This window comes from Vibrio breoganii, assembly GCF_024346795.1.
GTDB classification, from domain to species: Bacteria; Pseudomonadota; Gammaproteobacteria; order Enterobacterales; family Vibrionaceae; genus Vibrio; species Vibrio breoganii.
Map to the genome: position 1 here is coordinate 314,414 of NZ_AP024865.1, position 13,721 is coordinate 328,134.

General features: G+C 40.4%; 13 protein-coding genes. 11 read left to right on the top strand and 2 right to left on the bottom strand.

The window, feature by feature from the left end:
* Positions 1 to 9 precede the first annotated feature (9 nt).
* The 3 genes from wecB to OCU35_RS14585 all read left to right on the top strand — a co-directional run bounded on the left by wecB (position 10) and on the right by OCU35_RS14585 (position 3,457).
* Positions 10 to 1,140, top strand: coding sequence for a non-hydrolyzing UDP-N-acetylglucosamine 2-epimerase (gene wecB, locus OCU35_RS14575; protein ID WP_261826387.1), 1,131 nt, complete (start codon positions 10 to 12; stop codon positions 1,138 to 1,140).
* Positions 1,140 to 2,345 carry a glycosyltransferase family 4 protein gene (locus OCU35_RS14580; protein WP_261826388.1) on the top strand — a complete coding sequence of 402 codons (1,206 nt, stop codon included), beginning with the start codon at positions 1,140 to 1,142 and terminating at the stop codon, positions 2,343 to 2,345. The genes wecB and OCU35_RS14580 overlap by 1 nt, the downstream gene beginning before the upstream one ends.
* A 107-nt stretch (positions 2,346 to 2,452) precedes the next feature.
* Positions 2,453 to 3,457 carry an NAD-dependent epimerase gene (locus tag OCU35_RS14585; RefSeq protein WP_261826389.1) on the top strand — a complete coding sequence of 335 codons (1,005 nt, stop codon included), beginning with the start codon at positions 2,453 to 2,455 and terminating at the stop codon, positions 3,455 to 3,457.
* 381 nt (positions 3,458 to 3,838) lie between these two features.
* Here OCU35_RS14585 and OCU35_RS14590 read toward each other — a convergent pair whose 3' ends face one another.
* Positions 3,839 to 4,165: a type II toxin-antitoxin system RelE/ParE family toxin gene (locus tag OCU35_RS14590; RefSeq protein ID WP_261826390.1), complete on the bottom strand. Its 327-nt coding sequence runs from the start codon at positions 4,163 to 4,165 to the stop codon at positions 3,839 to 3,841.
* Positions 4,140 to 4,370: a ParD-like family protein gene (locus OCU35_RS14595; RefSeq protein ID WP_261826391.1), complete on the bottom strand. Its 231-nt coding sequence runs from the start codon at positions 4,368 to 4,370 to the stop codon at positions 4,140 to 4,142. The genes OCU35_RS14590 and OCU35_RS14595 overlap by 26 nt, the downstream gene beginning before the upstream one ends.
* Positions 4,371 to 4,526: 156 nt before the next feature.
* Between OCU35_RS14595 and OCU35_RS14600 the strand changes: the two genes are divergently transcribed.
* From OCU35_RS14600 to OCU35_RS14635, 8 genes are all read left to right on the top strand, one after another.
* Positions 4,527 to 5,693 carry a nucleotide sugar dehydrogenase gene (locus OCU35_RS14600; protein WP_261826392.1) on the top strand — a complete coding sequence of 389 codons (1,167 nt, stop codon included), beginning with the start codon at positions 4,527 to 4,529 and terminating at the stop codon, positions 5,691 to 5,693.
* Between the two features lie 145 nt (positions 5,694 to 5,838).
* Entirely contained in the window at positions 5,839 to 6,705 is an 867-nt protein-coding gene (gene galU, locus OCU35_RS14605) for a UTP--glucose-1-phosphate uridylyltransferase GalU (RefSeq protein WP_261817994.1), read from the top strand.
* Between the two features lie 465 nt (positions 6,706 to 7,170).
* Complete coding sequence (gene wecA, locus OCU35_RS14610; protein WP_261826393.1) at positions 7,171 to 8,268, top strand: UDP-N-acetylglucosamine--undecaprenyl-phosphate N-acetylglucosaminephosphotransferase; 1,098 nt, start codon at positions 7,171 to 7,173, stop codon at positions 8,266 to 8,268.
* Positions 8,269 to 8,896: 628 nt separating this feature from the next.
* Positions 8,897 to 9,142 carry an acyl carrier protein gene (locus OCU35_RS14615; protein WP_261826394.1) on the top strand — a complete coding sequence of 82 codons (246 nt, stop codon included), beginning with the start codon at positions 8,897 to 8,899 and terminating at the stop codon, positions 9,140 to 9,142.
* Positions 9,139 to 10,479: an AMP-binding protein gene (locus OCU35_RS14620; protein ID WP_261826395.1), complete on the top strand. Its 1,341-nt coding sequence runs from the start codon at positions 9,139 to 9,141 to the stop codon at positions 10,477 to 10,479. The genes OCU35_RS14615 and OCU35_RS14620 overlap by 4 nt, the downstream gene beginning before the upstream one ends.
* Positions 10,476 to 11,198 (top strand): SDR family NAD(P)-dependent oxidoreductase, encoded by a 723-nt coding sequence (locus OCU35_RS14625; RefSeq protein WP_261826396.1) that lies wholly within the window; start codon positions 10,476 to 10,478, stop codon positions 11,196 to 11,198. Before OCU35_RS14620 ends, OCU35_RS14625 begins: the two co-directional genes overlap by 4 nt.
* 293 nt (positions 11,199 to 11,491) lie before the next feature.
* Entirely contained in the window at positions 11,492 to 12,766 is a 1,275-nt protein-coding gene (gene tviB / locus OCU35_RS14630; RefSeq protein ID WP_261826397.1) for a Vi polysaccharide biosynthesis UDP-N-acetylglucosamine C-6 dehydrogenase TviB, read from the top strand.
* Between the two features lie 2 nt (positions 12,767 to 12,768).
* A complete protein-coding gene (locus OCU35_RS14635) occupies positions 12,769 to 13,716 on the top strand; it encodes a Gfo/Idh/MocA family protein (RefSeq protein WP_261826398.1) in 948 nt (315 codons plus the stop codon).
* Positions 13,717 to 13,721: the final 5 nt, after the last annotated feature.

Here is a 13,721-nt window from a genome sequence, read left to right on the forward strand (position 1 = left end):
AGAACTATAATGAAAAAACTAAAAATTATGTCGGTGGTGGGTACGCGCCCTGAGATTATCCGACTATCACGTGTATTGGCCAAACTCGATGAACACTGTGAACACATATTGGTACACACTGGGCAGAATTACGATTTTGAGCTCAATGAGGTGTTTTTCAACGATCTTGGTGTTCGCAAGCCGGATTACTTCTTAAATGCTGCGGGTAAGAATGCGGCAGAGACTATCGGTCAAGTGATTATTAAGGTTGACCAGGTTTTAGAAGAAGTACAACCTAGCGCTATGTTGGTATTGGGTGACACGAATTCATGTATTTCTGCTATCCCTGCGAAGCGTCGTAAAGTCCCTATCTTCCATATGGAAGCAGGCAATCGTTGTTTTGACCAGCGGGTTCCAGAAGAAACCAATCGAAAGATTGTCGACCACACGGCGGACATCAACTTAACATACAGTACTATTGCGCGTGATTATCTTATTGCTGAAGGCTTACCGGCAGACAGGGTAATTAAAACGGGTAGCCCAATGTTTGAAGTCTTGAACCACTATATGCCTCAAATAGATAGATCAGATGTACTTGAACGATTAGGTTTAGAAATAGGTCAGTTCTTTGTGGTCAGCGCGCATCGTGAAGAGAATGTTGACTCACCTAAGCAGTTACTGAAATTGGCGGAGACATTGAATACGGTAGCGCAGCATTACAATTTGCCAGTTATCGTGTCTACTCATCCCCGCACACGTAATCGCATTGAAGCACAAGGGCTGGAGTTCCATCCGAATATTCAACTTCTTAAGCCACTGGGTTTTCATGACTACAACCACCTGCAAAAGAACGCGAAAGCGGTATTGTCTGACAGTGGCACTATCAATGAAGAATCGTCGATTATGAATTTCCCGGCCCTCAACTTGCGTGAAGCGCACGAGCGTCCTGAAGGAATGGAAGAGGCGTTTGTAATGATGGTGGGTCTAGATGTTGAGCGAGTTCTACAAGGTTTGGCAATATTAGAGTCTCAGCCAACGGGTGATGAGCGTCTATTACGACAAGTCTATGATTACTCAATGCCGAACGTATCAGATAAGGTAGTACGTATAGTTCATTCTTATACAGATTATGTTAAGCGTGTTGTCTGGAAAGAATATTAATGAAACTTGCTTTAATCATTGATGATTATTTGCCCCACAGTACACGTGTTGGGGCAAAAATGATGCATGAACTAGCTCTAGAGTTAATAGGGCAAGGACATGAAGTCACGGTCATTACCCCTCATTTTGATGAAGGTGAGCCAAGTTTTAGTGAAGATAAACTAGACGGTGTCATAGTTTGGCGCTTTCGTTCTGGCCAAATTAAGGATGTCCCTAAGGTCAAGCGAGCGATAAACGAAACGCTACTTTCCCATAGTGCTTGGAGTGCAATTCAATGTAAAGTCGATAAGAACTCATTTGATGGGGTTGTTTACTATTCTCCATCAATTTTCTTCGGCTCACTGGTCTCAAAAATAAAAAAACGCTGCCAGTGTAAAAGCTATCTCGTTCTGCGCGACTTTTTTCCTCAGTGGGCTATTGACTCGGGCCTGATGAAAGAGGGCTCTTTAATTGAACGTTATTTTAGGTTTTTTGAATCGGCCTCTTACCGCCAGGCAGATACTATTGGCGTTATGTCTGAGAAAAACCTCGAGATATTTAACACCAATACTGATTCGCAATATCCAACCACCATACTGCGAAACTGGGCCAATTTATCGCCTCATTACCTATCAGATAAAGATTCTAGCTTGAGAGAACGATTGGGAATAAACGACGAAGTCATTTATTTCTACGGTGGTAATATCGGCCACGCTCAGGATATGGCTAACCTGATGCGTTTAGCCAGAGCTATGAAGAGTTTTGATGACGCACACTTCCTGTTTGTAGGACAAGGTGATGAAGTTAAGTTAGTGAATGACTTAATTAAGGAGTGGGACCTAACCAATTGCTCTTACTTACCTTCTGTTTGTCAAGCTGAATTTAAAGATATTCTGGGTCAAGTTGATGTCGGACTGTTTTCATTATCAGCCCAACACACGGCTCACAACTTCCCAGGTAAGCTTTTAGGCTATATGGTTCAGTCGCTGCCAATCTTAGGTAGTGTGAATAAAGGAAATGATCTACTTGAGTTGGTGAATAACAATCAGGCTGGGTTGATTAGTGTTAATGGCGAAGATGAAGTATTTTTTGAGAATGCGAGCAAATTGCAAAGTGATGTAAAGTTGCGCAGAAGTATTGGAACCTCAGGTTATAAGTTATTAGAAAAAGAATTTGCTGTAGGGAATATAGCGTCATCTATCGTTGATTCTTTAAAGGGTGAGTAATTTAGACCTACTTTAATGGTTAATATAGTGGTATTGCGGTGGAGCAATTGGTTTTTAGTATCAGAAGACAAATAGCTTGCCCATGCAATCTGGTTTAGGGAAATTAAATGAAGTATTTAGTTACTGGTGCTGCAGGATTTATCGGCAGTGCAGTTGTGGAACAGTTAACAGCAAAAAATCATCAGGTTGTCGGTGTTGATAATCTGAATGATTACTACGATGTAGCTTTAAAAGAAGCGCGTTTGGCCCGTATCCAACATAGCAACTTCAAATTAGTTGAGCTCGACATTGCTGATCGCGATGGTGTAGCTAGCTTGTTTGAAGCTGAGCAATTTGACCAAGTCATCCACTTAGCGGCACAAGCCGGTGTTCGCTATTCAATTGAAAATCCGCATGCGTATGCGGATTCAAACCTTGTTGGTCACTTAAACATTCTAGAAGGGTGTCGTCACTGTAAAGTGAAACACTTGGTGTATGCTTCTTCTAGTTCAGTCTACGGGCTAAACGCGAAAACACCATTTGCAACATCAGATTCGGTTGACCACCCAGTGTCACTGTACGCTGCGACCAAGAAATCAAATGAGCTAATGGCGCACAGCTACTCTCATCTATACGATATTCCAACCACAGGTTTACGATTCTTTACTGTATATGGTTCGTGGGGCCGCCCCGATATGGCACCGTTTATCTTCACCAAGAAGATTCTCGATGGCGATACCATTGATATCAATAACAATGGTGATATGTGGCGTGATTTTACCCATGTAAAAGACATCGTTGAAGGCGTGGTACGTATTGCTGAGGTAATACCAACACGTGATAACGATTGGTCGGTTGAAGCGGGTTCTCCAGCAGCCAGTTCTGCTCCTTATGCCGTGTATAACATTGGTCACGGTTCTCCAATCAATCTTATGGATTTTGTAAAAGCCATTGAAGACGAACTGGGTATTGAAGCGAAGAAAAACTTCAGAGAAATGCAACCAGGCGATGTTTATCAAACCTACGCAGACACTAAAGACTTGTTCGCTGCCACGGGTTACACGCCAAAAGTAACGGTTAAAGAAGGCGTGGCTGAGTTTATTAAGTGGTACCGCGAATTTTACAACAAGTAGAGTTCCAGTAGGGTGCGCGAAAGGGTGTGCTTTAAAAGGCTTAAAGAAAACAATCGGTTGGTGTTTTGCTTTTCTTGATTGAGACGCGGATGAGACGCAAAACGGTCGTCAACAGGGCGCCCAATAGTGTCTCAGGTCGCGCGCAGTGTGAGGCACTCATTTGAGAAGCGTCCGTCTCAATATTGTTAAGGCACCGTTGTATCGATGCGCTCTATGCGCACGAAAACATCGAGCTAGGATAATCGACTCACCCGTTATTTTGGGCCATTTGGTGTGTATTGTTAGCCGCATTCATTTCGGCCGAATTCGCCATTTAATTGTCAGAGTTTCGAGTGGGTGAAGCTAAGCACCTAAGTGAAAAGCTTCGTGATTACAATCACATTAAGATTGGATAAATTTCAAATCTGTTTTACGTTTGTTCTTGAGCTTCTGGTAAAAGTTTTCGTGAGAGTCTAAGTGAAGAAGATAGATCTCAAGTTTATTCTCGACCCATGAATAACCCAGTAGCGCGAGTTGATCGTTAAGCTGAAATTTGTGGACGCGCATATGAGAAAGATCACCTTTCTTTTGTTCGCCTATTTCTGGATGCTCAACAATTTTTTCTATTTCATCTTCCACGATGGTTAATAGAGTATCGGGAAGTTTCGCTAGTGCTTTCTCAAAGCGACGTGATTCGTAAATATCAATGTTTTTTTGTTCTTCGCACATAACGTTGAGTCAGACCTTGTTTCACTTCTTGATTTGCCAATAGAGATTCTTTTACAAATTCATAGGGTAAATCTGGATTATCAATCATGATTTGTCCGATTTTGGCCCAATACTCAATCTGTTTTGGTACAGAGCGGTTTTCTGCTTCTGCATGTACCTTAGCTTGGTTCACGAAGTTTTCATCGAGTCTTACACTAGTCGCCATAATGAGTTCCTTGCTTGCTTATATTTAGGTTAAGTATGCGACAATTTGTTGCGTTGGTCAATCAGGTACGGCGACAAGGGAAAAAAGGCGAGAGCTGGTCTTTCGTTTTGAACATCAAGTTTCTATCTCTAAAATATATTATTACCAAGGTAAACTATGAAAATTGCCATTGCTGGTACAGGCTATGTAGGCCTGTCTAATGCGATGCTGCTTGCTCAGCATCATGTCGTTGTCGCGGTTGATATCGTGGCTGAAAAAGTTGAGATGCTTAATAACAAGCAGTCTCCAATTGTTGATACGGAAATCACCGATTTTCTTACCAACAAACCACTCAATTTCACCGCAACCTTAGATAAAGTAGTAGCGTACCAAGACGCGGAATACGTCATCATTGCTACACCAACGGATTATGATGTTGAAACCAATTACTTTAATACCTCTTCAGTGGAAGCGGTGATTAAAGATGTCATGGCGATTAACCCAAATGCAGTGATGGTCATCAAGTCTACCGTACCTGTAGGTTATACGGCTCGCATTAAAGAAGAGTTTGGTTGTGAGAACCTGTTGTTCTCACCTGAATTCTTGCGTGAAGGCCGCGCTCTTTACGACAATTTGCACCCCTCTCGTATTATCGTTGGTGAGCGTAGTCAACGTGCAGAAGTGTTTGCTAATCTTCTTGTTGAAGGTGCAATAAAAGACAATATTGAAGTGTTGTTTACAGATTCTACAGAGGCGGAAGCCGTTAAACTGTTCTCTAATACTTACCTCGCTTTACGTGTTGCTTACTTTAACGAACTAGATTCCTACGCAGAAGCACATGGGCTAGATGCACGTCAAATTATTGAAGGCGTAAGTTTAGATCCTCGTATTGGCAGTCATTATAATAATCCGTCGTTTGGCTATGGTGGCTATTGTTTACCAAAAGATACTAAGCAACTTCGTGCAAACTATGCCGATGTACCAAATAACATCATTGGTGCGATCGTTGATGCCAATACCACTCGTAAAGACTTCATTGCTGACTCTATTTTGAAGCGAAAACCAGAGCGTGTAGGTATTTATCGTCTAATTATGAAATCTGGTTCTGATAATTTCCGTGCATCTTCCATCCAAGGCATCATGAAGCGACTCAAAGCCAAGGGCATTGAAGTGATCGTGTATGAACCTGTATTAAAAGAAAAAGAGTTCTTCCATTCAGCAGTGATTGACGATCTTGGTGAGTTTAAAGCAATGTCGGATGTGATTGTATCTAACCGTATGGTGGAAGAACTGCAAGATGTGGCGGATAAGGTGTACACCCGAGATTTATTCGGCAGCGATTGATTCTGCTATTTCAATAAACCTAAAACTCTAATTATTTAGTGCCTCACTGCAGTTGGGAGAGGCACTCATTGGGGTGCAAATGCTTCAATTTAATACCTCAATCATTTTATATAACAAGTCAGTACAAAAACTAAAAACACTAAATATGATTAAACACTGTTTATTCCCAGCAGCAGGCTATGGGACGCGCTTTTTACCTGCTACTAAATCCATGCCAAAAGAAATGATGCCGATTGTTAACAAGCCTCTCATTGAATATGGCGTTGACGAAGCTATCCAAGCCGGTATGACAAGCATGGCCGTAGTTACCGGTCGTGGCAAAAGCTCATTGATGGATCACTTCGATAAGAACTACGAGCTTGAGCATCAGATTCAAGGCACGAATAAAGAGCCTTTGCTTAATGACATTCGTTCTCTTATCGACTCGGCGCAATATACTTTTATTCGCCAGCGTGAAATGAAAGGGCTAGGGCACGCAATATTGACAGGTAAAGAGTTAGTGGGTGATAACCCGTTTGCTGTGGTGCTTGCTGATGACCTTTGTATTAATGATGACAAGGGTGTGCTTGCTCAAATGGCTGCGCTTTATCGTCAGTTTCGCTGTTCTATTGTTGCAGTGGAAGAAGTGCCTGAATCTGAAACGCATAAATATGGCGTAATAGCAGGTGAGCACTTAAGTGATGATTTGATCCGCATTACCGATATGGTGGAAAAACCGGAACAAGGCACTGCGCCAAGCAATCTTGCTATTATTGGTCGTTATATTCTTACGCCTGATATCTTTGATATTTTGGAAGAGACTGAGCCTGGTAAAGGTGGTGAAATTCAGATTACGGATGCACTGCTTAAACAGGCGAAAAGTGGATGTGTGATTGCGTATAAGTTTAAGGGTAAGCGTTTTGATTGCGGTAGTGTGGATGGTTACATCGAAGCGACGAACTACTGCTATAAGAATGTTTACTTGAAAGGTAGCAAGGCTGAGATTGATAAGGACTCTACTGAGAAGTTGTAGTTGGTTTCGTTTTGGTTGTGTTAGATCCCCGATAAGAGACCTCGGGGATGACGGGGTTCGGACTTCGGGGACTATGGGGTTTGGACTTCGAGTATGGCGGTGCCTGGGCTCTGGGTGACTGGTTCCTGGGTTATCGGCTTGCTGGTTTTTGGACTCGGGGATGGCAGTTTCGGACTTCTGGGATAACCTGTTGCAGAAACCGGCAATGAACAATTTTAAGGGTTTCGCTGAGAGTATGCGAAGCCTTTCTGGGCAGTATGGGATGGGATACCTGTGCTCCCTAAGATTCTGGCGTTCGCCAGAATGACTCATTATTTTAATTACGTCATTTTTCGAAGTTACGTTTGGTTGGCTAGACCGATAAATTAGATTCCTAGATTCCTAGATTCCTAGATTCCTAGATTCCTAGATTCCTATTTCATAGCTTCACGATTTTATATTTACATTACTAATAGGCTTAACGTCATGTCATTTTTCGACTATCTGATCGAGCTATCGATGTTCTTCTTCCTCTCGCTTGCTGTGTTGTACTGCATGCGTAAAGTGGGGTACGCGGTAGGGCTCGTGGATAAACCCAATGCTCGTAAACTCCACCAAGGCAGTGTGCCGTTGGTGGGCGGCATCTCTATCTGTATTACCGTACTGTACTTTTTGTACGTGAATGCAGATGACTTGGAGTATCCGGGATTATTTGCATCGTGCTTAACTATACTGGTATTGATTGGTGTAGCTGACGACCGCTTTGATATCAGTTATAAACTGCGTATGGGCATACAAGCAGTTTTGACGTTGGTAATGATTCATTACACTGGGTTGACGTTGACACATATTGGTAATGCCTTAGGGTTCGGTGCTTGGCACTTCCCTCCGGTTGTCGATACCATTGTTACGTTATTTGCCGTCATTGGCGCAATTAATGCGTTCAACATGGTTGATGGTATTGATGGCCTACTAGGCGGTTTAACCATTGTGGTTTTTGCTTCACTAGGGCTTGTCTTTTATGCGCACGGTTTAGAAGAGCCAACGTACTTTGCGATGGTATTCATCACTATAACCATACCCTTTGTGCTCTTTAACCTTGGCTATTTTGGCAAGGTCAGAAAAGTGTTCATGGGTGATGCCGGTAGTATGATGATCGGTTTTACCGTTATTTGGATTCTGATTGGCGGAACCCAAATGGCCGATGACACTTACGTTATCAGACCCGTAACGGCTCTATGGCTTATTGCAGTGCCGCTTATCGACATGATGGCGATTATGATCCGTCGTATTCGTAAGGGTCATTCACCATTCCATCCAGATCGTGAACACTTCCACCACATCATGCAACGCATTGGCTTTACGCCGCGTGAAGCCTTGGTTGTGATTTGTTCAGTACAAATCTTGTACTCAACGATTGGTCTATTAGGCGAATACTTCCAAGTACCTGAATACATCATGTTCTACACCATTGTAGGGTGTTTCCTATTCCACACTTACTGGATGACGCACTCGTTTCAGATGGCGAAGATCGTGAGAAAGTGGAAGAGGTTGGAAGATGTGCCGGTGGAGGAGCGGGTGTAGAGCGGTTTTGTGGGGTTTTGGTTCTGGGTTCTTTGATGCCGAACTCAATGTACGGACTAAGCACCTGAATCAGGAATTAGGTAATGATGTTTGAGTTCCTGGTGATTTAGCGACTGACTTAAATGCATGACGTGATGATGAAAACCCTAGAAGGCTTATGGCTTTCTAGGGTTTTGTTGGTTTTGGGCCTAATGGTCTTTCTTAGGCTAATACGATGCGAAGCCAATACGCCGATGTACCAAGGTGTGCAAGGCACTATTGCAGAATTAGTATGATAACAAATTAATAAAGTTTCTCTCGTATAAGTGTTGGTTAGTTAGCCCGTTTTTTTAGAAGCTTAAAAACAGAACGGATACCAGTGTGTGGTTATCGAAGTGTAATTGAAACTTAACAGAGTGTTTAAGAATACACCATAAGACACTGCAGTCGAACGAGACCTAGAGGGTTTGACTGATGAGAAGGAAAGTCTCGATTGGCCACCTAAGTACTACATTCTTTAGTTCAGACCGACTCACATCGTAGTTACATACATTTTTACCTTTGCTAGCAGCTTTGTTGATTGCTCGCCTACTAGAAAGCCTTGGGAAAAAAGATTATGATTGTCTTAAAATCTAGAAGGAACGAGAAAATGAGAAAAATAATATTAGCAAGCTTTAATGAAGCACTAGAGCAGACGAATGCAAGTGAGCGTTACGAGCAGATTGATGATGATCAAATTTTGCTCGAAAGTGGCTTAGATTCGCTAGGTTTTGCAATATTGGTTGCGCTTTTGGAAGAGGAGTTGGATTTTGACCCGTTTCAAGAATTGGAAGATGCAATTTATCCTACGACCTTTGGAGAATTCGTAGCGATCTATGAGAGGGCGGTTAATTGAGTAATCTTTTAGATTATGTCAGACAAGTTCCTCCTGAAAGAACGTTTCTCATATCTAAGCAATCTGTATATACATTCGCTAGTATCATCGAATTGAGCGTTGACTTTGCGTCAAGATACTCTTTTTTAGAAAATAAAAGTTGCGCCATTATTTCAAACGATAGATTATCGTTAGCTTTGTATCTTCCAGCAATTGACAACTTGTGTAACCGAGTATTTTTGCAACCAAGCGACATCGGAGGGAATGAAGACTTTTTTTATTCTTCTGCAAATATAGAGTATGTGGTTGAATTAGACTCTTGTATGGTAGTGTCTGTAACGCATCTTCAAGAATATAATGGTAAGGCTGATACTCAATCTAGGGATTACTTATTAGCGACATCAGGCACAACTGGAACCCCTAAAATTGCAAGTTATAGTTTAGCCTCATTGACGTCTACCGCTAAGAAAGACGTTAGTCGTGGTTGCGAGTTTGTTTGGGGGTTAACTTATGACATCAACAGATTCGCTGGCTTGCAAGTATATCTGCAAGCAATTGCTAGTGGTTCAACATTAGTAATACCAACTGAATCTAGCAATATAAGCACATTGGTGAGTTTGTTTTCTGAGCACTCTGTCAATTGTCTATCGGCTACTCCGTCTTTTTGGAAAAAAGTTTTAATGGTACCGAACCATAAAAATTTAGCATTAAAAAGAATTACGTTAGGCGGAGAAATTAGCACTCAAAGTGTATTAAATAACTTGGTTAAAAGTTTCTCAGAAGCTTTAATAGTGCACATTTACGCTTCTACAGAGGCGGGTGTTGGATTTGTAGTCAAAGATAAGCTAGAGGGATTCCCCTCAAGTTACTTGAACCACGGTGGTTATGACGGAACTGACCTGAAGATTATCAATGGTATACTTTGGATTAAAAGCTCCAAGGGGTGTTCTGGATTTATAAAAAGTACTCTTGAATATGACGATGAAGGATATATTTGTACCGGTGATATTGTTGAAGAAGTAGGCAAACGAATAATCTTTTTGGGCAGAGATAGCGGTTCGATCAATATAGGTGGTAATAAAGTAATGCCTGAAAAGATTGAAGCTGTTTTGGAGCAACACCCAATGGTGGAATTAGCTAGAGTATATTCGAAGAAGAATCCATTATTGGGTGCTTTAGTCGCCTGTGAACTATCGATTCATCACGATGCAGAGCAATTAACAGCTAAAGACCTTAAACGAAATATAGTTTCATTTTGTAGGGATAAACTTAATACTTGGGAAATACCTGCATTTGTCAAAAAAGTTGATGCTATTGATATAAATACTACTGGTAAGAAAGCACGGAAGAACAAATGAAAAATATTATTGTTACAGGTTGTGCAAAAGGCTTGGGCCTTGAAATAAGTAGGCTACTCGCGAAGTCTGGTTACAACGTCATTGGTGTAAGTCGAACAGCCACACAAGAGTATGATGCGCTTATTAATGAATATAAAGATAACGTATCTTTTGTCCAATTTGATTTTGTGAACACTGAGGATATCTCCAGTTTGGTAAAAAGTATTACCAAGGAATATGGTAGAATTTTTGGTCTAATTAATAATGCTGCCTTAGGGCATGATGGTGTGCTCGCTACAATGCACGAGAGTGATATATCACTTTTATTGAAAGTGAATGTAGAAGCACCATTATTATTAACAAAGTATGTTTCTAGATCGATGCTCTTGAACAAAGAGGGCAGAATTATAAATGTTGGTTCTATAATAGGATCTACCGGATACAATGGACTAAGTGTATACGGAGCTACAAAGTCTGCTATGGGTGGTTTTACCAAGTCTCTAGCTCGCGAGCTTGGAAGAGCTAAAATTACTGTCAATACTTTAGCTCCGGGTTATATGGAGACGAGTATGACGGGAGATTTGGTAGGTGATAAACTAGATAAAATCAAAAGACGAAGTTGTTTGGGCAGATTGGCTAACGTACATGATGCGTCTAATGCGGTTTTATTTTTAGTGTCTGATGCAGCTAATGGTATTACTGGCACTACTTTGACGGTTGATGCTGGTAGTACAGCGTGACCGCTTTTAGTTAGTTGTTACTTTTATGAATGTGAAGTTTAAAATATATTATTTTAAATGGCTTATTACTTAGAATAGGTATTTGGTTACTTTATCAATTACAACTTTCTAATTATTGATAGATATATATTTAACACGAAATATTAATTTTCAGTGTTAAATATACTATAATCACTTTTAGAGTTTTTAAATTGATTTGCGCCTATTAAAGTATTTGTAAAATAGCTTTCACAGTTTTTGTAAGATCTTGTCGCAGGTTTTGGAGATTATATAATGAAGTTTTGGAATATATTATGCTGATGAAGAACATTAGATTAGCCATCATAGGCCAAGGATATGTAGGATTACCTTTGGCGGTAGAATTTGGCAAGAAATATTCTACTATTGGATTTGACATCAATGAGGAACGAGTCGCCGAATTAAAGAGAGGTATCGACCGCACCTTGGAAGTAGAGAAAGAACAACTACTTGAGGCCAACTATCTTACATACACGTCTAAGTTAGAAGATATTCGAGATGCGAATATCTATATAGTAACTGTTCCTACTCCAATTGATGATAACAAGACTCCTGATTTGATGCCTTTGCAGAAGGCATCAGAAGCCTTAGCTAAGGTAATAGCTAAAGGTGATATTGTTATTTTCGAATCAACTGTATACCCTGGTGCAACGGAAGAAGTATGCTTACCCATTATCGAAAAAATGTCAGGCCTTTTGTTTAATCGAGATTTTTTCGCTGGTTATAGTCCAGAGCGTATTAACCCGGGTGATAAGATAAATACACTGACAAAAATTCTGAAAATAACATCTGGCTCTACACCTGAAATAGCAAAAAAGGTCGATGCACTATACGCCTCAATTATTACAGCCGGTACACATATGGCGTCTTCTATTAAGGTTGCCGAAGCTGCAAAAGTAATAGAAAATACCCAAAGGGATTTAAATATAGCTATCATTAATGAATTTGCTAAAATATTTAACAAATTAGGGATAGATACAGAAGAAGTATTGGAGGCTGCGGGCACTAAATGGAATTTTTTGAAATTTAAACCAGGGTTAGTAGGAGGTCACTGTATAAGTGTCGACCCATATTATTTAACTCATAAAGCCCAAGAAGTAGGTTATCGCCCAGAAGTAATTCTCGCAGGGCGCAGAATTAATGATGGCATGGGGGAATACACTGCTACTCAGTTTGTTAAAAAACTAGCTAGTAAAAAAATTCACATCGACGAAGCAAAAATTTTAGTCATGGGCTTTACTTTTAAAGGTGACTGTCCTGATGTACGTAATACTAAGATTATTGACATTATCAATGAGCTTAAAGACTTTAATATGAAGGTGGATGTGTATGACTCTTGGGCGGATAAAGAAGAAGTCCGTGATGAGTATGATTTGTCATTATTAAGTAAGATTGATGACTGTGACTATGATGGTGTTATTTTGGCTGTCGACCATTCTGAAATAAAGGCATTGGGCATTGATAAAATAAGAGCATTATGTAAAGAAAAACATGTGGTTTATGATGTGAAACACATTCTTGGTGTACACGATTCTGATTTAAGGTTGTAGTAATGAAAAAGTTTGGTTTAATCGGAGCTTCGGGATATATCGCTCCTCGTCATTTAAAGGCGATTAAAGATACAGGGAACGAATTAGTCGTTGCAATGGATATCAATGATTCTGTTGGGATTATGGACAGCCATTTCCCAGAGGCTGAGTTTTTTACAGAATTTGAAGATTTTTCTGCTTTTGTAGAAGATCAGCAACTCAAAGGCGAAAAACTGGATTACATTGCTATTTGCAGCCCAAATTACTTACACGTCGCTCACATGAAATATGCCTTAAAAAATGGTATAGATGTTATTTGTGAAAAACCGTTAGTGCTGAATTCAAAAGATTTAAGTACGTTGAAACAATACGAAGAATTGTACGGTTCTAGAGTGAATTCAATTCTCCAACTCCGGTTACACCCATCAATTATTGACTTGAAAAATAGAGTTGCGGAAGCACCAGAAAATAAAGTGTTTGATGTTGACCTTACTTACATGACTTCTCGCGGTAAGTGGTATTTGAAATCTTGGAAGGGATTTGATCATAAATCAGGTGGAGTAGCTACCAATGTCGGCGTGCATTTTTATGACATGCTTCACTTTGTTTTTGGTGACTTAAAATATAATGAAGTGCATTTTAAAGACGAGAAGACAGCTAGTGGCTATCTTGAATTTGAAAAGGCACGTGTTCGTTGGTTCCTCTCTATTGACGCAAAAAACCTGCCGGAAAACGCGATTAAAGGCGAGAAGATGACGTATCGCAGTATAACTATTGGAGATGAGGAATTAGAGTTTTCAGGTGGCTTTACTGATTTACATACCCAAAGTTATCAAAATGTACTTAGTGATAATGGATATGGAATAGATGAAAATCGCATTGCAATTGAAACTGTAGAACACATACGCCAAAGCGATACTGTTGTTGCTGGTGATAAAGCACACCCATTGCTTTATAAGGTTTTGTCGTAACTGTT

Coding starts and splice junctions, on each gene's coding strand:
- wecB (WP_261826387.1), top strand. CDS start 10: ATGAAAAAACTAAAAATTATGTCGGTGGTGGGTACGCGCCCTGAGATT.
- OCU35_RS14580 (WP_261826388.1), top strand. CDS start 1,140: ATGAAACTTGCTTTAATCATTGATGATTATTTGCCCCACAGTACACGT.
- OCU35_RS14585 (WP_261826389.1), top strand. CDS start 2,453: ATGAAGTATTTAGTTACTGGTGCTGCAGGATTTATCGGCAGTGCAGTT.
- OCU35_RS14590 (WP_261826390.1), bottom strand. CDS start 4,165: ATGTGCGAAGAACAAAAAAACATTGATATTTACGAATCACGTCGCTTT.
- OCU35_RS14595 (WP_261826391.1), bottom strand. CDS start 4,370: ATGGCGACTAGTGTAAGACTCGATGAAAACTTCGTGAACCAAGCTAAG.
- OCU35_RS14600 (WP_261826392.1), top strand. CDS start 4,527: ATGAAAATTGCCATTGCTGGTACAGGCTATGTAGGCCTGTCTAATGCG.
- galU (WP_261817994.1), top strand. CDS start 5,839: ATGATTAAACACTGTTTATTCCCAGCAGCAGGCTATGGGACGCGCTTT.
- wecA (WP_261826393.1), top strand. CDS start 7,171: ATGTCATTTTTCGACTATCTGATCGAGCTATCGATGTTCTTCTTCCTC.
- OCU35_RS14615 (WP_261826394.1), top strand. CDS start 8,897: ATGAGAAAAATAATATTAGCAAGCTTTAATGAAGCACTAGAGCAGACG.
- OCU35_RS14625 (WP_261826396.1), top strand. CDS start 10,476: ATGAAAAATATTATTGTTACAGGTTGTGCAAAAGGCTTGGGCCTTGAA.
- tviB (WP_261826397.1), top strand. CDS start 11,492: ATGCTGATGAAGAACATTAGATTAGCCATCATAGGCCAAGGATATGTA.
- OCU35_RS14635 (WP_261826398.1), top strand. CDS start 12,769: ATGAAAAAGTTTGGTTTAATCGGAGCTTCGGGATATATCGCTCCTCGT.